General features: G+C 58.5%; 18 protein-coding genes. 8 read left to right on the top strand and 10 right to left on the bottom strand.

All coding sequences use genetic code 11. The annotated features are described in order from the left end of the window. Positions 1–55: 55 nt before the first annotated feature. From IVB45_RS06510 to IVB45_RS06470, 9 genes are all read right to left on the bottom strand, one after another. A complete protein-coding gene (locus IVB45_RS06510) occupies positions 56–2,062 on the bottom strand; it encodes a carbamoyltransferase (protein ID WP_247363266.1) in 2,007 nt (668 codons plus the stop codon). A gap of 190 nt (positions 2,063–2,252) precedes the next feature. Further along, the gene (locus IVB45_RS06505) at positions 2,253–3,041 is read right to left on the bottom strand and encodes an ABC transporter permease (RefSeq protein ID WP_026232959.1); all 789 of its coding nucleotides are present in this window, start codon (positions 3,039–3,041) and stop codon (positions 2,253–2,255) included. 3 nt (positions 3,042–3,044) lie between these two features. Further along, positions 3,045–3,959 (bottom strand): nodulation factor ABC transporter ATP-binding protein NodI, encoded by a 915-nt coding sequence (gene nodI / locus IVB45_RS06500; protein ID WP_018455479.1) that lies wholly within the window; start codon positions 3,957–3,959, stop codon positions 3,045–3,047. 4 nt (positions 3,960–3,963) lie between these two features. Beyond that, positions 3,964–5,676, bottom strand: a complete 1,713-nt coding sequence (nodU, locus tag IVB45_RS06495) for a nodulation protein NodU (protein ID WP_018455478.1) — start codon at positions 5,674–5,676, stop codon at positions 3,964–3,966. Positions 5,677–5,687: 11 nt separating this feature from the next. Continuing rightward, entirely contained in the window at positions 5,688–6,317 is a 630-nt protein-coding gene (gene nodS / locus IVB45_RS06490) for a nodulation methyltransferase NodS (protein WP_018455477.1), read from the bottom strand. 22 nt (positions 6,318–6,339) lie between these two features. Then, positions 6,340–7,698 carry a chitooligosaccharide synthase NodC gene (nodC, locus tag IVB45_RS06485; protein WP_247363267.1) on the bottom strand — a complete coding sequence of 453 codons (1,359 nt, stop codon included), beginning with the start codon at positions 7,696–7,698 and terminating at the stop codon, positions 6,340–6,342. A gap of 14 nt (positions 7,699–7,712) precedes the next feature. After that, positions 7,713–8,372: a chitooligosaccharide deacetylase NodB gene (nodB, locus tag IVB45_RS06480; RefSeq protein WP_018455475.1), complete on the bottom strand. Its 660-nt coding sequence runs from the start codon at positions 8,370–8,372 to the stop codon at positions 7,713–7,715. Further along, positions 8,369–9,001, bottom strand: a complete 633-nt coding sequence (locus IVB45_RS06475) for a NodA family N-acyltransferase (protein WP_018455474.1) — start codon at positions 8,999–9,001, stop codon at positions 8,369–8,371. Before IVB45_RS06475 ends, nodB begins: the two co-directional genes overlap by 4 nt. Then, positions 8,998–9,414, bottom strand: coding sequence for a response regulator (locus IVB45_RS06470; protein ID WP_247289263.1), 417 nt, complete (start codon positions 9,412–9,414; stop codon positions 8,998–9,000). The genes IVB45_RS06475 and IVB45_RS06470 overlap by 4 nt, the downstream gene beginning before the upstream one ends. A 442-nt stretch (positions 9,415–9,856) precedes the next feature. Here IVB45_RS06470 and IVB45_RS06465 point away from each other — a divergent pair, with 442 nt between their 5' ends. The 8 genes from IVB45_RS06465 to IVB45_RS06430 all read left to right on the top strand — a co-directional run bounded on the left by IVB45_RS06465 (position 9,857) and on the right by IVB45_RS06430 (position 21,817). After that, a complete protein-coding gene (locus tag IVB45_RS06465) occupies positions 9,857–10,801 on the top strand; it encodes a LysR family transcriptional regulator (protein WP_018455472.1) in 945 nt (314 codons plus the stop codon). Between the two features lie 1,793 nt (positions 10,802–12,594). After that, the gene (locus IVB45_RS06460) at positions 12,595–13,314 is read left to right on the top strand and encodes a MerR family transcriptional regulator (protein ID WP_247363268.1); all 720 of its coding nucleotides are present in this window, start codon (positions 12,595–12,597) and stop codon (positions 13,312–13,314) included. A 1,349-nt stretch (positions 13,315–14,663) separates the two neighbouring features. Beyond that, positions 14,664–15,740, top strand: coding sequence for a histidinol-phosphate transaminase (gene hisC / locus IVB45_RS06455; RefSeq protein ID WP_247363271.1), 1,077 nt, complete (start codon positions 14,664–14,666; stop codon positions 15,738–15,740). A gap of 209 nt (positions 15,741–15,949) precedes the next feature. Beyond that, positions 15,950–16,978: an LLM class flavin-dependent oxidoreductase gene (locus IVB45_RS06450; RefSeq protein WP_247363269.1), complete on the top strand. Its 1,029-nt coding sequence runs from the start codon at positions 15,950–15,952 to the stop codon at positions 16,976–16,978. A gap of 360 nt (positions 16,979–17,338) precedes the next feature. Further along, positions 17,339–17,584 carry a hypothetical protein gene (locus IVB45_RS06445; RefSeq protein WP_247340011.1) on the top strand — a complete coding sequence of 82 codons (246 nt, stop codon included), beginning with the start codon at positions 17,339–17,341 and terminating at the stop codon, positions 17,582–17,584. 554 nt (positions 17,585–18,138) lie between these two features. Beyond that, positions 18,139–18,471: a hypothetical protein gene (locus tag IVB45_RS06440; RefSeq protein ID WP_247807604.1), complete on the top strand. Its 333-nt coding sequence runs from the start codon at positions 18,139–18,141 to the stop codon at positions 18,469–18,471. Positions 18,472–18,507: 36 nt separating this feature from the next. Next, positions 18,508–19,640 (top strand): IS3 family transposase gene (locus IVB45_RS06435; RefSeq protein ID WP_247360333.1). Its coding sequence is split into 2 segments (ribosomal slippage): positions 18,508–18,763 and positions 18,763–19,640, totalling 1,134 coding nucleotides; the frame shifts between segments, so codons are not numbered across the junction. A 1,439-nt stretch (positions 19,641–21,079) separates the two neighbouring features. Then, positions 21,080–21,817 (top strand): outer membrane beta-barrel protein, encoded by a 738-nt coding sequence (locus IVB45_RS06430; protein ID WP_247360305.1) that lies wholly within the window; start codon positions 21,080–21,082, stop codon positions 21,815–21,817. Positions 21,818–22,295: 478 nt separating this feature from the next. On the opposite strand, the gene IVB45_RS06425 is transcribed toward IVB45_RS06430, so the two are convergent. Beyond that, positions 22,296–23,018, bottom strand: coding sequence for a LuxR family transcriptional regulator (locus tag IVB45_RS06425; protein WP_247360306.1), 723 nt, complete (start codon positions 23,016–23,018; stop codon positions 22,296–22,298). Positions 23,019–23,327: the final 309 nt, after the last annotated feature.

Genomic DNA, 23,327 nt, shown 5'->3' with positions numbered 1-23,327 from the left:
AGGTCATGCGAGAGGCCTCCAAAGAGCCCTCTTCCGCATTGCTCACCTTTTGCAATCACGCAGTCGGTGACGGATGCAGCCGTATACGGCGGAGATCCCAGAGCCCACGCAGTTCGTTCACGAGAGCTTCTCGCCTAGTCCTGTCAGAGGTGACCCTGGCGAGAAGATCGGCAAGAACAGCTTCCTTCTCAATTTGCATCAGCATGTCGAACAGGTCATGCGAGACGCGCACGCTCTCCTGGCCGGAGTGACCCATGCGGATCTCGCAGACTGTCTCCTGGCGTTCTCGGCCCGCATGAGCGCGAACCCGGTAAAGAGATACATGGGGCGGCAGTGATACAGCGAGTGCAGTCCAGCTTTCGAGCGTTGTCGCCCGCTTTTTGACGAGGAATGAACCGATTACAAGGCCATCCAGCTCGGTTGACAAAAACGCCGTAATCGCATCGGCAACGGAATTTACGATCGGTTCGGCATTGTTGTTGAACGACGTGTTAAGCAAAATCGGGACGCCTGTCCGGCTCTTGAACGCATTGATGAGTTCCCAATAGGCGGCATTGTTCGTGCGGGAAACCGTCTGCAGCCGAGCCGTACCATCGATATGCGTGATCGCGCCCAGCAAAGCACGCTTGGATTCCCGCACGCGAACGACGAAATTCATGAAGGGGTATTCTGCGCGACCATCCGGCAACTCAAAGAACGCGCCCGCATCCTCCTCCAGAACTGATGGTGCAAATGGTCGATAACTCTCGCGCTTCTTGACCATCGCATTGATCCGGTCCTTGTTCGCCGCGGGCCTCGGGTCCGCAAGAATACTACGGTTGCCGAGCGCACGAGGGCCGAACTCCGATCGGCCCTGCACCCACCCGATCACGGCGCCATCAACCATCCACTCGGCTGCTCTGGTTGCGACGTCAGCGGTCCGTTCAAACTCGAGGTGTCCGGCCCATCCCTTCAGTTCCTTTTCGATGCTATCGTCGCTGCCGACATCTGGCCCCCAATAAACCGCCTGTAGCCGCTCACGGGGCGCAGGCTGCCCGGCCTCGTTCGACACCATCAGCGCCGCGCCCAATGCGCATCCGGCGTCATGCGCAGCCGGCTGCACGAAGATGTCTTCGAACAGGCCTGAATACAGGAGTTTTCCGTTCAGCGTGCAGTTATGGGCCACCCCGCCAGCCAGGCACAACCGTTTCATTCCGGTCGACTCACGGTAATGCCGCAGAATGTGAAACACGATCCGCTCCAGCGCCTCCTGCAACGATGCGCTCACATCTCGATGCTGTTGGGTGAACGGCATTCCCTTTCGCCGGACCTCGATATTGTGCAGCAATGCTGGGCCGATACGTTCGAGGTGAACGCGGTAGCCACCGTTTGCGCAGAGCTCATAGAATTGGGAAAAGAGCTCGCGATAGCGTGCGGGATCTCCGTAAGGAGCCAGTCCCATAACCTTATACTCGTCGAACAGGCCGTAGCCGAGATATCGGATCGTCTCCAGATAGAACAGTCCGAGAGAGTTATTCTCTGGAAATGTCATAAGCTCGGTCATTTCGCTGCCTGACCCGACAGCCAAGAGACCCGACAGGAAGTCGCCACAACCGTCGATCGCGAGGACCAGGCTATCTTCAAAACCCGACATCGCCAGAGCGCTCACGGCGTGGGACTGATGGTGGCCTACGAATGACACCCGGGAAGGATCAACTTGGGTACCGAACTCCGTGGCTAGAAGGTGCCGTAGCAGCAGATTCGCATCTAGGGGAATTGAGATTTCCGGTTGTGAGATGAACAACCGTTCGAGCATTGCATTGCAATAGGCTTCAGTAGCGTAGAACGCAATACGATCGACGTCGCGAAGCTCCACACCCGCGGCTGCAAGACAGTATTCGATCGCACTGCTCGGGAGCTTGTTTGAATGTTTGATCCGGTTAAGGCGCTCCTCTTCCACGGCAGCGATCACGCGCCCGTCCTTGACAAGTACCGCGGCGCCGTCGTGCAGAAACGTGCCCGGCAGCCCAAGGGGGTTTTCATAGACCCTGTCGAGGCCGCCACTCAATCCTAGACACAGCATCTTGTTCTCCGTTAATCCTGAGAGGCCTGTTGGCCTATTTCGTATCGCTTGCTTTGGGAGTAGGCCGCGCGAGGCCGATCAGGCATCGCTAGCTGACGAGACGCATATAAGCGTCGCACGCGATTGGAAATTCGCTAAGCCCGATATCTCATCTCGCACACGCGATGCTTCGCTTTAGATCTTATTCCTCTCACCGCATCAGGCGCTGCCGAAGGAGCACGGCCGAGACGAGGAAGGGAACTGCTGCGTAGATGCAAAGTGCGCCCACATGCAATCCGACGCTGTCAACCGGTCGACCAAGCATTGTTGGACGAATGAGATCGACCGAATGACTCAGCGGCAATAAGGCTGCGATGCGTTGAAATGAACCGGGCAACTGGCTCATTGGGAAGATCGTCCCGCTTAAATACATCATGGGCGTAAGAATAAGCGACTGGTAGAAGATGAAATAGTCGTGGCTCGGTGCAAGTGCTGAAACGACCATTGCGAGGCTCGCGAAAGTAACGCCAGTGAGGGCGATGGCTGGTAACGCATAGGGAATGGATGACCACTCTGCGTAACCCAGCGCGACGGCCACAATCGTGATCGCGGTCCCGGCGAGCAAGGCCTTGCTCGCTGCCCAGGCCACTTCACCGAGGACAATGTCGCCGAGCGTAAGGGGCGTACAGAGCACTGCCTCCCAGGTGCAATTTGTCTGCATGCGAGCGTAAGCCGCATAGATCGTTTCGAAGGTTGCGGAGACCATCGCGCTTGTGGCAACCATTCCAGCCGCCAGAAACGAGATGTATGAGGTGCCCTCAACACCACCTATGATCATTCCAAGGCCAAAACCGAGACCGAACAGAGAGCTCATCGGCTCGGCCAGATTCCCAAGAACCGATGCCAGAGCAACTTTCCGCCAAACCAGAAAATTGCGGCGCCATACCGCCATCCAGTTCCATGGATTAGCAGGGAGCGCCGGCGCAAAACGTTGCCACATCGTTCAGTCCTTTATCTCTCGCCCGGTTAGCCGCAAGAACACATCCTCCAGATTTGGAGGACGCTGCAGAAAGCGCAGATCCGTGCGGTTGACAAGCCGGAGGCGCACCTGCTCTGGATCCGTGACATAGCAGAACAGCGTCTCCCCGCTCACCTCAGCGCGCTGCACTTGGGGTCTGACCAGCGGCAGCAGTTCGTGCGGGTTGCCGCCGTAAATCTCGATCACTTGGCAGCCGATCTGCTGCTCGATCAGCGCTCGAGGCTGACCTTCGGCGATCTTACGGCCGTGCTCGAGCACGCACAGGCGGTCGCACAATCGCTCCGCCTCTTCCATGAAGTGGGTGGTGAGAAGGATCGTTTTGCCGCGCCCTAATAACGAGCGCAAGCGTTCCCAAATCAGGTGACGGCCGTGCGGATCGAGGCCGGTCGTCGGCTCATCAAGGACCAAGAGCTGCGGATCGTTAATGAGGGCCCGTGCCAACGTCAGGCGTCGCTTCATGCCGCCGGACAGTTCGGCGACTCGCGCGTCCGCCTTGTTCTCCAGGCGTGCGAATTCGAGCAGTGACGGCGTGACCGCTTCCACCTCAGCCGCGCTCATGGCGAAGTAGCGCCCGAAAACGAGCAAGTTTTCGCGCACCGTGAGCTGAAGATCAAGGTTATCGAACTGTGGGACAACCCCGATCCCCCGGCGCGCCAAGCGCGCCCGCGCCGGCACTGGCTCGCCGAGCACGCATATCTTACCTGCGTCGGGCGATGCAACACCCAGGATCAAACGCGCAAGCGTGCTTTTACCCGCGCCGTTTGGTCCCAGCAGACCGAAGCACTCTCCCGGCGAGACCGTAAACGAAAGAGCGTCCACGACGACCCTGTCGTCGTAGAACTTGCTCACCTGGAAAAGGTCGACTGCCGCGGTTGACATCTGCTTACGCCATCGCGACGGACGTTGTTCCCGCCGCTTCCCCGCTTGCGCGCTTTTTTGTCCAAAGCAGGCCGTCACACCATACGTGATCGACGCGTCCCCACTGGCACGCGGCGGCAGCATCCGGGAAAAAGCCGCGTCCATGCAGATTGGCGCTGGTATTGCAAAGCAGCGGAATGGCTGTGAGCTTCTCGTATTCGACGAGAAGCTCGGCCACTTTATGCTGAGAGGTTCTAGAAACGGTTTGTAGACGAGCAGATCCATCGAGATGCACGACGGCGGGAATTTTGTCCCGCCATTCTGGTCGCGTCTGGTGATCGAACAGCATGTACGGATCGGGTATTCCAGGGCTAAAAATCTCCGCGGCACGATCCTCCAGGCATATCGGCGCTACCGGCCTGAAATGCTCACGAAGTTTGACATCGTTGAGATGATCTTTCATTCCTTCCCAGCTCGCAGCCGCGAGAATGCTTCTGCCACCCAAGGCTCGCGGCCCGAGCTCGGCACGCCCGGCAAGGAAGACCACGGGCTTGTCGCAAGCGAGGATTGCCGCAAGTTGGCCCATAGTGCAGGGCGCGCCCTCCCATTCGGGCGGGACTTCGCTGGGACGCACGGCCGGTCCGCTGTAGACCGACCATTCCAGAGCTCTAAAGCCTTGCTGTGCCGCCAATGCAGAGCAAGCAGCACCAATGGCTGAGCCGCTGTCGTTCGGAAAGGGCGGCACCCACACGAAATCGAACAGGCCTGTCGCACGAAATGCACTATTCCACTTAATATTCAGGCCACAGCCGCCGGCTATGCAGAGGTTACGCGCCCCCGCAAGATTCGAATGCCGCTCCACCACATCAGCAATGGTGCGAACCAGCAGACGCTCTAGAAACACGTGAAATGACGCAAGGACGTCTTGGGCCTGTTTTTCCTTCAATCGCATTGCGCACGCATCGAAGAAGTCGTGCAGAGCTTCAAGTGGCGATTGTGAGCTGTTGATCTCTTCAAGCTCGGGACAAGCACCCTCAGCATCCGTGGCAAAGTGCGCCTCATAAAGTTCATGAAACGTCTTAATACAATCCTCGTCGGGCGATCCCAGTGCGATATAGGCCATCAGCTTGCCGGCAATACCGAGATCCCAGCTGGTCCGGTCTGCCCGCCTGTAAGGTCCAAAGTGGTGTCCTGCCGTCGCATAGGCGTGACCTATTATCGGAAACAGGCACTCGATGAACCGGATGCCGTGGGGCTCTACATAGTAGAGGCGCGGAAACATGCAGCCGTCCCACACCAAGCAGAAAGCAGATTGTCCGGATTTGGCAAACGAGCTGGCGCAGTATGCGGATGCTACGTGCCCGGTAACATGGGGATAGCTTTGATAGGGATATAGCTTCCCATCAAGCATGAGGCCGATCCGATCGCGGGACGTCAGGGGGCTATCGCCTTGCCGTTCGACATACGGCGCGCCCTTGAGCTTGATGGTCGTCGTCCCACTAAGGACTTCAAACTGTGACTCGAACTCTCCATCCCAGCCATCAATGACGAACTGATCAACATCGCTCGGATCCAGCCCGTGCTCCGCCAAGGCGTCAACAACGGCATCCAGGTTGTCGATGGTTTGATAACGCGGATTGTTGTTCAGCTTCTCCTGTTCGACACAAAACACCACCCGGCCGTCCTCGATCAGAGCGACTGCCCCGTCGTGCGTCAACTTGATACCGCAGATGCGCATAGTAGGTCCTTTCAAGCTCGGCCGTTAGAACAAATCGAAGATCGCTCCGGATTGCGAAAGCGGACCAACAAGCAGTCTTCGTCAGCCGACTGCCCCTGGCACTGCACACGTTCGACCTCAATGAGCGCTTCAGCCAACATCGTGATGACTGTCTCGGCGCCAGCGACATGCCCCCATCGCCTGCAGGTGGCATCACGTGCAGATCCGAAGACCAGGTGCCCACCTGGAGCAAGCATCTTCACCAGCTTGTCGATTGCGGTACGCATCCGTGTCATGTCTTCGAGATAGTAGAGAACTTCGGCGACCACGATCAGATCGAACAGCTCTTCGGTCGAGAACTGCAGAATATCGGTCGCCGCCCAGCTGATATGCGACCACCTCTTGGTCCGCTGGACCGCTCGACCGATCGCTCGCGGCATAACATCGATGACCGTGAGCCGTTTGCAGTGAGGAGCAAGCTTCTCTGTGAATGCACCGGCCGCGCACCCGATCTCGAGGCCGGTTGAGACGGCGCCGTTCGACAGCGATAGTCGTAGCAATTGGGTGTGACGCTCACGTTCGAACGGATTGTCGTCAAGCCGCCACGGGTCATCGTTGGTCAGCTCCCGTTGCAACGATTGATATGTCTTGTCCACGCTCACCACTAAATCCCCTACAAAGCTGTCAGTCAGTCGCGGCGGCAATGCCATCAGACGCGATCAGCTGCGCGGAAGCGCGCGAAAGACCTGCCCCGCGAATTGAGCCTGGCGCTTCCGATCCCGGGTTAAGGCTTGGTCCATTTGTCGCGTCTTCGATCGAGGCCTTCGACTCATCGACGTCTGATGATTTCGCTACTTTGCGCGAGAGCCAGTCGCTGTTGCTCAAGGTACAGAGCGCATAGGCTTTCATCGGGAGCAGGAGGAAGATGTTGATAGGCGTGTGCAGCGAGAAGCCGATAAATCGAAGCTCGCCGGCACGAAGGGCCGCCACGCTGCATCGAACCATGGTCATCGCGACGATGGTCAGACCGGTCCACCAGGGCACGGTGCCGGTGAGCGCGAGCTGAGCGAGCGCGGCAATCGATGAGATGGCGAGCAGCAGCGGCCCGAGGTTCTGTCCGAGCACGTCGAGCGTAAGGTACCGGTCCAGGCCGGGCAACAGGTGCAAACCCAGCAGCGTATCGCGGTAAGTGCTCCGCGCCCAGCGGAGCTGTTGCCGCAGATAGGGCAAGAGCCTGTCCGGGACCACCGTGGCGGCGATGGCGTCCGGAACGTACTCGGTTCGAAACCCTGCCTTGAGCATGAGGATCGTCAGATGGCGGTCCTCACCGAAGTCGCTCGGCTTTCCTCGGAAGAACTGCGTCTCGTACTGGTCCAGCAGCAACAGCAGCGCGGAGCGGCGGTACATGGCACACGGCCCGCAGCAGCACATGACGGCACCAAAGCGCGTCTGAGCCGCGCGCTCCTCGTTGCAAGCCAACCAGTACTCCATGTCGATCAATCGGGTCAGCCAGCTGTCGTTCCGGTTGCTGGCCATCAATTGCCCCATGGCCGCGCCGACGGCTGGATCCTGCATCTTGCGTACGAGTTTGCTGACCACGTCGCTGGCGATTTCCGTATCGGAATCGACGTTGAGCACGAGATCGCCGAACGATCGGCGTATCGCTGCGATCTGCGCCTTACGCTTTCCAACGTTACTTGGCAGCAGAATGACGGTGAACCTCGGGTCATACGCGTAGCTCCCATGGACCGGGGCCACTGCAGCGACATTTGCAGAGCCGTCATCGACCACATACACCTGCAATCGCCCTGGGTAATCCTGGCTTGCGAGAGATTTCAGGCAGGCCGCCAGCGTGCGCGGATCCTCGTTGAAGCAGGGCACGATGATATCCACGCTGGGCAGAGCACCGGCGTCGACCGAGTCGTACGGCGGCAGTGAGGCGTCGATTCGCAGCGCATAAAGCGCCTGCGCGCTCTTATGGACGCTGGAGAGCAACGCGTAGGAGGCAACAGCAGCGGTGCTGATGGTGGCAAGCAGGCTCATGTGATTTGATCTATTCAGTGAGTTTGAGGAAGCGACCGGATTGCAAATCCAAGGTCATGCAGTGCTGGAATGAGCTGGGCGAGCGCCGTCACGGTCTGGTCGCGCCGACTAGAGTGAGGGCAGCGTTTCAACTCGTCGGGAGGGCACCCGTCGTGCAGGAGCACGATTGCTCCCGGCCGGACCGAGGCCAGCACCGCGGCAACAATCGCCTCGCCGCCAGGACGAGACCAGTCTTGCGGGTCCACTGACCAGTGCAGGGCTGCCAGTTCGGCCTTCGCCGACACGGCGAGGGCCTCCTTGGTCCAAGTCCCATACGGCGCACGCATGTGCCGCACAGAGGCTCGCGGGCAGGCCATTCCGATGACCTTGTTCGTCGTTAGGATCTCGTATTCCACCTCATCCGGCATGCATTTGGATAAATCCGGGTGCGTCATTGTGTGGTTTGCGAGTTCGTGGCCTTCTGCAATGATGCGCTGGATCAGCTCCGGCTGGCCCGCTGCATATGCACCAATCACGCAGAAAGTGGCGGGGGCCCGATGCTGCGCCAGCACATCCAGGATAGCCGGCGTGCAATGCGGGTTGGGACCATCATCAAACGTCAGATAGACACAGCGCTCTCCGCCCGAGTCGGCGCAGTCGCTCCGCGCTTCAGTCTCGTTGTCTGCGGACGTCACAGTTCTGGCCCGTTCCGTTCAATCATCTCACCGGCCGGCCATTCGCTCATTGGCCTCGCAATCGGCAGAACGAGGCCGACCACGTCCTCCACGCGCGTCGGAGGCACAGTGAGATAGATATCCGGACGAGCGGACCGGACACGGAGCCCTGGCAGAACAGTCGCTAATCCCTGTCGCCCGAGCAGCCTGGTAATATGTTTCTGCAGGGCAGATCGGACCGTGCCAAAACCGAACGGCACCCCAAGATCTCGCAATACGGGATACATCACGCGGATGGAGTGGCTGATGCCGAGCCCCTCGAGATCCGGGCGCACCCCGTACAATCCGAGTTCAGCCACAAGCAGATCGACCTCACCCACTTTTATGAAGCGGCGCAGTGCGCCGATGTGAATCGCAACACCACGATCATCGTAGCCGATTGCGCGAATCTCAGGCCTTGCGCCGGCCCAGCTTCGATGACCTTCAAAGGGCTTTGCATTGAATGCCCCGGTCGGACCATAGGTCTTCCGGAAGAAGTCGGACAACTCAATATGGTCAGCAAGTTGAAGCTCATTCTCCCAGCACAGCCTCCAACGAACTGGAGGGCGCGCCGAAGCACCCCGTGTGGATCCGGGCGCGATCATTTTCATAGAGAGTAATTCCTATTCATTATCTGGCTCCTGACGCACGCCAGCAGTTCGCTACGCTCGAAAGGCTTGCTCAAAAACTGGAGTCCAGTTTGCAGGACTCGCCTCATATCGTTTTCGAAGCTGTCTGTGAGCAGAACGGTGGGAATCGCGCGTCCGGATGCAGCCAGATGATGGAAAAGCTCAAAGCCACTCATCACGCTCGACTGCATGTCCGCGATCAAGCACGACGTGATCAAACGGCGGCCCGATTTCAAGAACTCGTCTGCGCTCTCGAAGGGTTCGGGTACGTAACCCGCCGAAAACACCATATCTGTCAGATCTTCACGCACTGACCGATCTGCATTCACAATGGATACGACGTCGAGCGTGTGCGCAACTCGCATCAGATTCACGAAGGACGGCTTCGCTTGCATGTTCGGCACGATTTCTCCGCAGCAAGGACGCAATCGGATGCGACCAAAACACATTTGGCACCCGCAACCGAAGGGGTCCAACTGGAGGGAAATCTACGGTCAGGTTAAGCGTTCGCTCAATTCTACAGCGGTACACGGCCGGTATAGAATGGGTTGGCGAAGCCATACGATGGTTTGCTCGTCCTATACGCCCACGCACATTTGCGGATCCCCACCGTGCTAGCTCGCCGAGATAGGACTTGCGCAACACGCGCGAAACTGCGACCGCACGGTCCAGATGTCTTGATCGATCCCTGGCGCTGGGCTGAGACGCGCTACGATTTGTAACCATTCTGATAGATCTGGCATCTCGCTAAACTATCCTTTGCTATCCTCAGTCGGTACAAATGGTAAAATCGATTGTATCGATAGAACACATTCACACGGTGGATCACTCAAGATTATGCGTTTCAAGGGCCTCGATCTGAATCTCCTCGTCGCGTTCGACGCCCTGGTGACGCAAGGCAATCTCACGGCGGCGGCAAGAAGCATCAACCTCAGTCAACCTGCCATGAGTGCTGCCGTCGCGCGGCTTCGCACTTACTTTCGCGATGAGCTATTCACGATGAGGGGTCGGAAGCTTGTCCCAACGCCGCGGGCTCAAGCGCTCGCAGCCCCAATTCGCGAGGCTCTCGCTCACATTCAGCTCTCCATCATTTCTCCGGAGGGCTTCACTCCGTCTCAATCGAATCGGCGATTCAGGATCATCCTGTCCGACTTCATGACTGTCGTGTTTCTTCGAAGAATCGTGGACCGCGTCGCGCGGGAAGCTCCGACGATCAATTTCGAGTTGCTGCCGCCCTTAGAGGAACCCGATGAACTTCTCCGGCGCGGTGAAGTCGATTTTCTCATGTATCCGGAGATGTTCATGTCGAGTGCGCATCCCAAGGCGGCACTGTTTGAGGACACGTTCGTTTGCGTGGGCTGCCCCATGAACAAGCAGCTGGCGCCGCGACTTACGTTCGAGAAGTACATGTCGATCGGGCACGTGGAAGCCCGGTTCGGGGGCTCCCTGAGGCCCTCCTTTCACGAATGGCTCTTGCTCGAGCATGGTTTCAAGATACGCACCGAGGTCGCAGTGCAGGGTTTTGGTATGATTCCGCCTATGTTATTGGGCACCAACCGTATAGCGAGTATGCCCTCAAGACTGGTCAGCCATTTCGCAGACACGATGCCCCTGCGGGTCATCGAACCTCCGCTGCGACTTCTCACATTCACCGAGGCCGTCCAGTGGCCGGCCATTCATAATACTGATCCTGCAAGCATTTGGATGCGCAACATGTTCTTGCAAGAGGCATCCATGATGGTCTCTCCGTCCGAGACCAACCAATGTCACGGCCCGTTCTAGCATTGTTCGGCCGTTTGCGATCTAATCTCGGTTAACCAGATCTACGCCAGGCTTGAGGCTCCGGTCCTCGCTGGTGTACGGATTGGCGCGTTTGAGCGTAGTTTGATCGGGTCGGCCGCGCTCTTGATCTCGCGCTGGCGTGACGATCTTGCGCTTCATACAGCTCGTTCGGCGGCGCTCCGCCTGACTTGCCTGACACGACGGCTGCATCGCACTGTTCTACATGAGCTGAGGCTCAGAGCTCGCGAAATGATCCGGCCAGTCAGATGAACGAAATCAGGCCTTGGCACTAAAATCCCTCGAATCGTACACCGCGTCAGGTTGTAGACTAAGACCTGCGATCGAGGCTGCAAACGTGGACACTGGCAGGCACCCACACCGCTCTTAACCTGCCGGTGGGCATTCTCCTTGCCGTCTACTCTCCCGGTGATCGCAGCAGCAATGCCAAAGCACCACATCGGATCGGTGGGTGCAGGTCATCCTTTCGGATCGCGACAGTGGTGTTATTCGAGAGTGTCGTGGCGCGTCGCGCGCGGGATGCCGCCGCCGTTGGTCCCGAGTTGCGGCCACTCACCGCTGACCTCGAAGAGCTACTTCGGTGCGGTAACATGATTTGCCAATCTTACCCAAAGCATCTATGTCCAGCGCTCGCACACCAAAGCGATACTGTTCGTGAATGAAAGTGAGTGAGCTTCTGGACGAGCAAGGGACTGTGCTGCGCAACACTGATCCGGCTCACGTCTGGATATGCGAGTTATTGCTGTAGGAGCTATGGCACGTCGTTGTTTCCCGGCGCGCCCGCGCGGCGCCGGGGGCGTGTTGCCCGTTTTGAGTGTGCCTCCACGTCCGACGGATATCGGAGCGATCCTTCGAGGCTCCGTCCTCAATCGCGAGTAACGCTTCGCCAACCGCGCGAGGTGCGCTCGCGTTGAGATACATGCCGGAAATGGTTTTGCGGCCCGCCTTCTCTCATTATACTGGCGCTTTGCGTCGCAGACTTTCGCCGTTGAAGAGCAGCCATCATCTTGTGGCATTCCAAAACCCGATGTTGCCATGCGCGAACAACGCCTTCGCGGCCACAAAGCCATCAACAGACTAGCAGCGCGTCGAAAACGCTGCTAGGTGCCGAGCGGGCGGCCGCGCCACCCATCTGATCAGATCAGTACTTTGTCTGGGCAGCCGTTCGTGAAGCTGTGTCTCAAGAGCAAGCGGGGTGGCATGTACCTGCTTTCGCTTCGCGTGGCGATCAGACAGCAAATGGCCGCTGCTGCGCCAGCATCCAGCGGAAATTGCACAGTTTCGGTCAGGCAGTGTTGGACAAAAGGGAAGTAAACGCCGTGTTGCACAACGGCACCACACGAACGCACCTGTCACATTCTTTCGCGCACGTCGCCGCTCCGTCTTCTTTTTGCCCTACCACAGCCAAACGGCTTCCCCACGTGCAGCGAAGGTGCCGCAATGAAAGGAGCATACTGTTGGAGAAGCCGAGCGGAGTCTACGACCCGGAGGATCTCGCGAGCTTGGGAAACCTTTTTGATCGAGCAATCGGGTCTTTACCGACATGCATGCGAACCGGCGAGAATCGCGTAGCGATCGCCAGACTTGTGATGCAACGCGCAGCGAGGGACGAATTGGCGTCGCTGGCGAACTTGATGCTTGCACTTGTCTCGGCTGATTGATTAACAGCATGCGCTCAGTGCTCCTGGGGTTCGCAGCGAGAGACCATCATCTAGATCATTGAAATCACTTGATTCTCACGTGACGTCAGGTTGTAGGCTTGCAAATTGAGGACCATGACAAAAGCCACACCACGACGGCGCCGATGGCGCATTGGAGAACTTGCAGAGGCGACCGGCGTAACGGTACGCACTCTGCATCATTACGAACATACGGGGTTGTTGACGGTCGCGGAACGTACCGGTGGCGGTCACCGCATGTACGATCGTGAAAGCCTACAACGCGTCTGCCAGATACGGGCCTTGCGTGAGCTCGGCTTCTCGCTTCCTGAGATCCGCAAAGCCATCGAGGGACGGTCGTCTCTCACGGACCTATTGCGCAACCATCTCGAGCGAATTGAAATTCAAGTCGCGCGGGCGACATTATTACGGGATCGATTGCGCAATATGACGACGCAAGGTGAGACAGAAGTTAGTGTCGACGAGCTGCCGGCCACGTTAGATGCAATGTCGCGGATTCAGGAACGTACCCCCTCGGCCATCTGCACATGCGCCTCTAACGCTAGCCGCGAAGATCGGTGGCGCAAGATTCGGGACGAGCTACGAAGCTGCATGGATCGGGGCGAGCCGCCATGCGGTGAGCGACCAAATGCGGTCGCGCGTCAGGCCCGTTCGCTGCTGACTGAGATCGCAGGAGTTGATTCGACTGTCTCGATGATACTGAAGGTGCTGACGCGATTGACTGAACCACACAATCTCGCCGGCTGGGATGCGAGCCTCATGCGATACCTGGATCTCGCCCTCGCCGCGCTGGAAAGCCAGCTCGGAAAGAGTTGACGCACCCGGCTGCCCGGACTCGGTTGCTCAAATGTCTCTAACTGAATGAGCTGATGCTGATCCTTGTCTGACTGAGGATCGTTGGCCCGTAGCAATTCGCCTGGCGAATGTGCGTTGTCGGCACTCTTGGGGACTTCGCTCTGCCAAGCTCGACGAGCACGCTTCGAAGTACTTGATCCGGACGTAGCGTCAAATTGTACCTTCTAAAAGTATCGACGCACCGGCGGGGCGACGGACAGAGCGCCGGCTAGGCCGATGGAGACTCCAATGATCTGCACCACTTTTGGAAGTTCCCGGTGAGAGCGCTGGGCGAGGGCAATTCGGTGGATGAACGTCTTTGGCCATTGCCGGCGACTCCGGCACGCTCCTTTACCTCCATGCCGCACTCGACGAAGAATGCTGCAGGGGCAGCCGATGTCGCCAAGCTCAAGGCTTCAAGCCAATCTGCCGCAGGTTGCAGGCTACGCTTATGCCCCAGCTCAAGCATGGGCAGGCTCGGTCAGACGGGCGGGCACCGTCGACGCCACGCGGGTCGCTTGCGGCCGAACCTCGGGCTCAATCGAAAGGCCATTGCCACGGTTCGATTCGACTCCAAGGGAGACAATGCCGCCCCTGGGTCCATCGATTACCGCTGGCGCGATAATCCGTCGAAGGGGTCGCGCAGACCTGGCCGCCCGCACCAACACCGCACGGAGCGTTGAATGATGAACCATCCTAGGCCTCGCGATTGCGCGCTGGTCACGTGCGTCGCAGTCGCCGCAGTCGCGGCATTTCTCGCCCTCGCGGCAATGCTATCACAGCTGTCGTACGCGCCCGAACGGCCGCCCGAAGAGTACGTTCCCATTCGTCTGGTACCACTGGAGTGAGCATCACTTCCACAATCGTAAGGCCAACGAACATCGGTGGCTTCTTCCACCTAGTGACACTGATGCGCACCTCGCTCTCGGGAGCGAGCTGCCATGACTTCTTTAGAAGGAACGTAGCTTGTGGCAACATGTCAGGCGTGCGCAGTCTGTCTGCGGATTACGCGAGTTCAAGCCACGTTAGCAGCGTTGTTCGGCCGAGTGGACGTGGCGTTTCCTCCCCTCTTGAAACAGGTATTCGCCGGGATAACGCCGTGCGCCCGCCTGATCCGATCCGTGCTGATCGCCGCGGGCATTGAGACGGGCTCGGATCCGGTGCGGCGCTTAGATCTGAGCCCGCCTATGCACCCCACCCCTCACATTTAAGCACGCCTTGCGCTTCCCGGCTCCGAACACAGCGCGCGCATCACGTAGGCTCGATGAAGGCCATCAACTGCCCTCGCCGACAAAAGGAAAAACACCAAATTGGATGCAAAACTGCAAACTATGCTTTCCTCGCTCTCGCCGGTGGCTCGCGAATTGGATGCTCTGCCGTCCGGGCGGCCCACCGCGGACAATGCTTGCGTGAAACTGAACACGAATGAGAACCCATTTCCCTTGCCAGCCATCGTGATGCGAAGCGCGATTGCAGCTCTTGAGGTGCAATACCGCTATCCAGAAGACGACAATGTCAGCTTGAGACAAGCGGCCGCAGCGGCCTATGGGATTGCCACTGATCGCGTGATGGCCGGCAATGGATCGTCTGAACTCCTCAGTCTCATTTACAGAGCCTTTCTTGCCCCGGGCGACGGCGTCGCAATGATGTCGCCCGGCTTCTCATTCAATCGCAAGCTTGCGATGTTGCAAGGGGCCCGGTTCATTGAAATTCCCTGGTCTGAACCCGACTGCTTGCCGATGGACGAGCTGCTTTTCGGTCCGGCTAAACATGCCAAGTTCATTCTGCTGGCCAATCCGAACAATCCGACCGGAACCTTCGTTCCGGTCGCTGAGATCGAGCGCCTCGTTACACGGTCTGACCGATTGATCGTATTGGACGAAGCTTATGTCGATTTCGCACCTGAGGACGGCCTACGCCTCATTGAGCGCCATTCGAATCTTCTGGTCCTGCGCACGCTTTCCAAGAGTCATTCCGCCGCTGGCATTCGCGTCGGCTTCGGTTTCGGCCATCCCGAGCTGATTGGGCGGCTTCGCAACATCCAGAATGTTTTTAACATGAATGTGGTCGCTCATGCCGTAGGCATGAGCGTCCTTGCGCATCGCGACGCCTACGAGGAGAACCATCGCCACGTCAGGTCTGAGCGTCAGCGCGTAGCGGCCGCCCTCTCGGAATTTGGGTTCTCCGTAACGCCTTCCCACGCGAACTTCCTCCTCGCCCGTGTGCCGGTAGGCCAGGGTGGCAGATGGTGGCAGGCGGCGTTGCTAGACCAGAGCGTCCTCGTTGCCTTCTTTCCGGATCCCGGCCTGGAAGAGTGCATTCGGGTTAGCATCGGTACAAAGCGCCAGATGGATGCGTTTCTTGCGGCTGTCGGCAGCATTCTTAAGAAAGTGGGATGCCGTGGCTAGTGAACCCTTCCACTCAGGTCACAGATCCCCGTTCGTCATCGAACAGGACCCACACATGATGCAGCTTCGCGACCGGCCTCAGTCAGTTGTTGTCCGGTCGGCGCATTGCGAGCTGCTGAGAACGGCTTCGCAGCATATGCACGCCAGCGAGCCCTTCTTGAATCCCAAAAACCTAGCGGACTCCGGTCCTCTCTATAGGAGATAACTGAGTGAGAAACGTTCTTCCCTCAAACCTGACCTGCGGCATTTTTGATCATCTTGACGAGGACGGTCCCGATATCGCCAGGCAATACGCGGACCGCCTCGCGCTGGTGGAGGCCTACGACCGGCTCGGTTTCTATGCCTATCATCTGGCAGAGCATCATTGCACCCCCCATGGACGCGGTCCATCGCCGAACTTGTTTCTGTCAAGCGTCATACAACGCACACGGCGACTTCGCGTTGGTCCGTTGGTCATGCTGCTCAACCTCTACCACCCGTTGCGGGCATTCGAGGAGATCTGCATGTTGGATCACCTGAGCAGCGGCAGAGTCGAGGTCGGCCTTGGTCGCGGCTCCCTCCCGATCGAACTGAGCTATTTTGGGGTTGGAGCCGATGTTGCCTCTAGCCGTTACGAGGAAGCTTCCCAAATCTTCGTTAACGCGATGAATGGCGGCCCGCTCTCGTACAAAGGGCAACATTTTGCGCTGAGCGACGTTCCTTTGACGCTTTCACCTCACCAGCGTCCTTGTCCCCCGACATGGATTGCTACAAATCGGCCAGAGTCCGCGCATTGGGCGGCGGCGAATGGCGCTAATCTGGCGTGCATGGGACCCTCTTCTGCCGTTCGCAAAGTAACAGATCGCTATCGCGCTCATGGAAACGCGAAGTATGACACCAACGGTTCAGCACCATTTCTCGCATTACTCCGCATGGTCGTAATTGCCAGCTCTGAAGCAGCCGCCCGCTCCCTCGCCGCGCCAGCCTACGAAACCTGGCTCAAGAGCTTTAAGTTCTTGTACGACCTCAATGACATCCCGCCTCCATCCAACCTGCCCCTAACCTTGGATGCCGCAATTGAGAGTGAACTGTGCGTTGTCGGATCCCGCGCTTCGGTGCGCCAAACTCTTCTCGATCACGTGGAAGAGGCAGGCGCCAACTATCTCCTTTGTCAGCTCGCCTTTGGATCTCTGTCACTGGATGCCTGCCTCAACACAGCAACTGCGATTCACTCCGAGCTCATGGCGGCGGAGCACTGATGGTGAGCCGATTCCAAGCAGTTCGCCCTTGACCATGCAATAAATGGCAACACCGAGGCCCATGAGCACCGCAGCCGGATGCATTTGTCAGGCCGCTCTTATGGCTCAAGTGGCTCTTACGCGCATGAGATTCTTTCGACTACATCACCAAGGTGTAGTCTCGAGGGCAATAAATGCCGCGTCTCCCATTTTGCATGTGTTGATATTGCCCGCGCAGTGGTTTGCTTGGCCAGGTGAGTTGGCTCACGCTCATCCCGCTTTGGCGCGCCAGTTCGTCGATCGCATTTCACACGAATCCAGGATGTGGCTTATCGCACGGGCGGGCCTGTCGTGACGCGGCCCCGGCAGCGCTTCGACCAGATGGACGAGATCGCGCGTAAGCTCGAGATCGTGCTGGCGGAGTTGGCTTCGCTGCGCATTCTGCTGGCTGCGCACGGAATTAGCACCCCTCCGCCTCTGCATGAGGACTACCTCACTGTTCAGCGATACGCAGCGATGAACCACATAAGCCCCGAAGGGGTGCTCTCTCGGATCCGCCGCGGCAAGCTGCGCGCGGAGAAGCGCGGTGGCCGCTGGTGGGTGAAATGCACGGTTTGCACAGCATAGCCGTGCAGTGGCGAGGACAGTTATGGTAGCCGAAACGAACCAATCCGAGATACGGAATCCAGCACGTGAAAATGATCTGCGCGTTTAAGTCGCCCCCTTTCTGCGCTCGACCCGATGACCAATGGAGAATCAAGAGATGATCGAGGTCAACGTGGCGCACGACCAACACACCGTCGCGGGATCGGCAGGCTCGATGTCGATCCACCCAGGCAATCACAATACGCGCGCGTGGCAGAAGTCCAACTCCGATGCCGCTGCATGTATTGTGGCAAATGGGAAGCGGCGCATACCCTCCGTTTTGCACGTGAGCCACCGCACGCTACCGAGTTACGGCTTGGAGCGCAGGAAAGAGAAGTGCCTTGCTCGCAAATCGCACCTTGCGAGTTACGCTGAGCATATCTTGAACGTCCGTCTCACGCGGGCCGGGGTGTAGCAGCCGACATGTATCCCAGTCATTCGCCTGTTCAGGGTTGCCTCGCGCGCCGGTGCGAGACGCGGACAGGTCTAATTTCGCTGGGATAGTCCGAGATTCAGGCTGGAGAAGGAGATGGCCAATGATGTCACCAAGGCTAATGTCAGTTCTCGGGTCGACGGTAGCAGTCGAGCGTATATTTTGGAAGTTTCGAGAATTGATTGATGGCGATAGCGCGATCTCACCTGAAGTTCGAGAGACGCTTCATGTAATCCTAGATGCAAAGCTTCTTTCCGCAAAAGATAAGATTATGAGCGACGCGCGCGCTGCGATTGACGCAACTCCTGATTTGCCGCAGGCGGCCCGCGATCGAGCATACCGGTCGCTCGAATTTGCAATGAAGATGTTCATGACCAGTGAACCGAGAGCCGGCTCCGGAAATCTGAACAGGGCGATAAGTGGAGTTTCTGCCTGACGGCGGGCAAGATTGGCCCGCGAATCAGGAGAGACGATGACGAGACGCGCACGCCGGAACCACACACCGGCTTTCAAGGCGAAGGTGGCGCTGGCCGCTGTCAAGGGCGACCGAACGATAGCTCAACTGGCCGAGCACTTTGACGTTCACCCCAATCAGATTACGGCATGGAAAGCCCAGCTGGAGGGTGGAGCTTCCGGAGTTTTTGGACCTGGCGGCGCCGCGCCCGCCGTGCCTGCGATCGACGTGAAGTCGCTGCACGCCAAGATCGGAGAACTGACGCTGGAGAACGATTTTTTAGAAGGAGCGCTCACCAAGGCGGGATTGCTGAGCGCAAAGCGATGATCGACCGTGAGCACGATCTGTCGATCACCAGGCAGGCGGAAGTTTTGAAGATCAGCCGTAGCAGCGTCTATTATCTGCCGCGCCCAGTGCCGCCCGACGATCTCGCGACAATGCGACAGCTTGATCGGCTACATCTGGAGTTTCCTTTCGCCGGTTCGCGAATGTTGCGAGGCCTGCTGGCTGCCGAGGGGTGCAAGGTCGGCCGCCGGCATGTCAAAACGCTCATGCGGCGGATGGGGATAGAGGCGCTGTACCGTCGTCCGCGCACCACCAAACCTGAGCCCGGGCACAAGATCTATCCGTATCTGCTGCGCGGCGTGGAGATCACGCGCCCGAACCAGGTCTGGGCAATGGATATCACCTACATCCCGATGGCGCGCGGCTTCGTGTATCTCGCTGTCGTGCTGGACTGGGCGACCCGCCGGGTTCTGTCGTGGCGGCTCTCGATCACGATGGAGGCGGCGTTCTGCGTCGAGACACTGGAGGACGCTTTGGCGCGTCACGGCAGGCCTGAAATCTTCAACACGGATCAGGGCTCGCAGTTCACCGGCTCGGCCTTCACCGGCGCGCTCGCCACCAACGGCATCGCCATCAGCATGGACGGTAAAGGAGCTTGGCGGGACAACGTGTTCGTCGAGCGACTGTGGCGCAGCGTCAAATACGAGGAGGTTTACTTGCGGGCCTACGACAGCGTGTCCGATGCCCGCGCCTCGATCGGCCGATACCTCGACTTTTACAATAGCCGACGTCCTCACTCGAGCCTTGACGGCGGCACACCGGATCAAGCCTACTTCAACCCGCTGCCAATCCGCATGGCGGCCTAACTAACCCCGGCAGAGCCTCCACTTATCGACGCGGAGATTCTGTTCAGACAACCGGGACCAGCTCTCCGCGCCGCGCTGAGGATCCCTTTAACGAAGTTGGTATCTGCAGCGCTCATCCCAAGACGCGTTGATGCAGGACCCGCTCCAGCGATCGGCGCCTCACTGCCGCCGTACGACCCGGTCAAGACCGGTGCTTTGCCCAGCGTGGATGTCGTCGTGCCCTGCTTCAACGAGGGACCGGCGTGCGCTTGCCGCCTGCCTGAGGTCTCTCGCAAGCCAGGGCTTCCGGCAGTTCTGCTCCGCCGCCGCTCCGAGTTCCCGCACGCCGTGGTTCCTAATGCGGCATTCGGCCTTGCTCAAGCAAGGAACTGCCGATCTGCCACAAGAGGGCGAACGCCGGGCGCCGTCAGTTCGTCGAGCACAAAATCGGGAGGCGGCGTGGAGGGCACGCGCGTGCAGTCAGTCCCAACAGCGCGGTGCAAGGTACGACTGCTGGCCGATTTGACCCGAGACACTGACGGTGACGACGGCGAGCCGGCCGTTCACGGATGATCGGATCGGCAGCCGTGTATTCGCGACCGGCCCTGGACCTTGCAACGCACGTTTGTGTGATCTTAGCATGCGCGGAAGCCATTGCCGGACCGAATTCTAACAAGCGCTAGTGCACACCATCGACAAGGAGCACCTTTCACTCTCCTGCGGCATCTACGCCGGTTCAATGCCCGTGTCCATCTGCACTGGGCCAGAAGGCTGATCCAGAGCCACCGCACGACTTCGAATTTCATCTCGCGCAGGATCAGCGCCGCATTGACCGCCGAATTGAAATCTCTCAACTCGCCTACCTAAACCGAGAGGTTTCCAAGGTTAGGCTCTCCTCCTAGAACTCGATCCGCGATAGTCACTACAGCGGATGCATCATGAAACCTGACGAGCGCCTCGCCGAGGTCCTGGAGAATAGCGCGTGTTTTGATCATGAGGCATCGGAAGTGTGGGCGCAGTGCCTCTCACCCACTGAGCGGCTGGCGTATATTCGAAAGCATCGCTCTCACTTCCGGTTCGCAGATTACGATGACGTGATATCTGTTATACGGGGTCGGCGCTTCACCGGTTGCTCATCGCAGCTCCTTCGGTGGCGTCACAGGATAAGAGCAAGGGCGTTGCAAGGCGCTTTGCTCTTTTCGGTTGCGGTGTGGCTGGGCCTCGTGTGGGTTGCGGTGCGCTTCATCCGCTGAGATCAGCAGCTCGCTTTTCGCCGACGCGACGCAATCTGGTTCGCACGCGAAAGAGCATTGGGAAGCGTGATCCGCAACGCCGCAACCTGACGCAGGGTTCGGTTCAAGCATTCCTTTCCGACGAAATGTTGCGGTGCAGCTACAGCTATCCGTGCGGATGTTGTTAAGACGCGCGAGGCTCGGGGCACTCAAGACATGAGAGTAGAAATGAAGAACTTGTTGCTCGCGACTGCAAGCATTGTGGCGCTCGGCGCGATTGCGCCCGCATTCGGCGCGGATCTGGCTGCGCAGCCCGTCCAGCCTCTCTATGGCAAAGCTCCGCAGCTTGTTGCGGCTATGATCTATGACTGGAGCGGCTACTACGTCGGCTTGAACGGCGGCTTGGGCTCAAGCGCGAATTGCTGGGACTTCAATGGCGGCACACCTGAGGGCTGCCATGATGCGACCGGCGGTACTGTGGGTGGCCAGATCGGGTATCGAAGGCAGACGGGCCAGATCGTGCTTGGTGTTGAAGGCCAGGGGAACTGGGCTGGTTTGACCGGCTCGAATGACAGCGTCGCGTTTGCGGATATCAACCAGACCAAGATTGATGCGTTCGGCCTGATAACAGGGCAGATCGGTTATGCCGTAGACAACGTATTATTTTACGCCAAAGGTGGTGCCGCAGTGACGAGCAATACCTATCAGATTAGCTCGACCCTCACGGGCGCGCAGCTTGGGAAGAGCGACCACATTCTTTGGGGTGGTGCGCTGGGAGCTGGGATTGAGTACGGTTTCGCGCCGAGCTGGTCGGTCAGCCTCGAGTACGACCACCTATTCATGCAGCCCGGAGCGGTGCACTTCTCCGCGCCCGCAGGCGGAACCGATCGCGTCCACCAGGATTTCGATCTTCTGACTGCCCGGCTCAATTATAAGTTCGGCGGCCCGTTTCTTCTGAAATATTGATCAGCAGTACGAACGAAGAATCGAAAGCCCCGGCCCATGGCCGGGGCTTGTTTTTGCAAGGGCAGGCTTGCTGCATCAAGCAATACCGTTATCCCAGGCGACTAGCTGGCCGCAATCCAGGCCCAAAAACCGCTCCCATATTGATGGGTATCGGCATCCACAACCAAGCACGCTTGCGAAGATCACTGTGATCGCACGCGCGTCATCGATGCGCCGAATGGTCTACCGTCATGGCCAGTCCACGTCGGATTTAGGCGATCGTACGAACCTCTCCCGCCTCGAAAACTCGACCAACCCTCGGCGGGATACGTATCTATGCCCCCGAAGACGACGAGACGACAGGCGTGTCAGCTATTCGCGGCGACAGCATCTTCTGCACCTTGGGCTGAACGTGTCCTCGCTGTCATGTTGCCACGCTGGTCAGATCGATCGCTCGTGACTTCGACATAGGTCGGTACGGGGCAGCGGCGCCGAAACGTCAGATTAGACCGGGGCGAATCGCCTTGGCAAGGCAATGGGTACGGCTGTTCGTCTCTAGCTTTCGCATCGCGTTCTTCAGGTGAAAGTTCACCGTATTCTCGCTGACTCTCAGGATCACTCCGATTTCCCAGGATGATTTCCCCTCTTCCACCCAGCGGAGGCAATCCTTTTCTCGTTCGGATAGGGCCACTTTCATATGGCATTTGCCCTCCGATGAGGGCGCGATTTCTGTAAATGCATGATGAAACTGCCAAGCCAATGCGTTGAGACGACTGAGGCGATACTGAGGGTCGACATCGTCGAACCTGGATGCAAAGGATACGACGCATAGCCGTCCAAATGGTCCGAACAGTGGTACGGTTACGCCGTGCTTCAGACCCGCCTCTTTGGCCTCGTTCAACACACGCACTCCGCCGGGTTGCAATTGATCTTGTGAGCGAGTTGATCCCATAGAAACGGCGCCGACTGCATCGTCGTACCGAACCACAGGATCGATGGCATTGTATCGGCGTTCAGCATAGCGCTCGCGCCACGCGGAAGGAAAGTTCACCGTCACGACGGCTGGCAGATACTCTGGCCGGCGGGTCGGCTCCGCGCCCGTCAGCGCCCCGTAAGCGACTTGACTGAAGCCCTGTTCGCTCGAGCAGCTCACAAGCAGATCGAACAACACCTCGGGAGATCGACTCTGTTTTGCGCATTCGATGAAGCAAAATAGGTCCATTTGGTGCCTCCCGCCACCGACTTAGGCAATCCGGTGCTGCGTCTTTTGAGTGGATCGATTTGGGCAGGGCCCTGCCCCACTTCGGCCTCATCTTGCTTCGAAGTGCTCGACCGAACGCGACAGTCATACTTCTCGTCACGAGCTGCAATCGAGTTGGCTGAGATCGGGTAGCTGCTCGATAGAGAACATTGTGCATGCGCCTCTTCCGGAGGAGGCGGACCTGAAGCGTCCAGCAAATGTCGTCCCAGCTGAGGCGGCAGGAGCACTGCCGCAAGCAGGAGTGTTGGAGAACTGGGCGCCACGTTCACT

Source organism: Bradyrhizobium sp. 4 (genome assembly GCF_023100905.1).
In the GTDB taxonomy this organism is placed as follows: domain Bacteria; phylum Pseudomonadota; class Alphaproteobacteria; order Rhizobiales; family Xanthobacteraceae; genus Bradyrhizobium.
The sequence above is the reverse complement of the archived record's forward strand: the minus strand, read 5'-3'. Positions and strand labels throughout refer to the sequence as shown.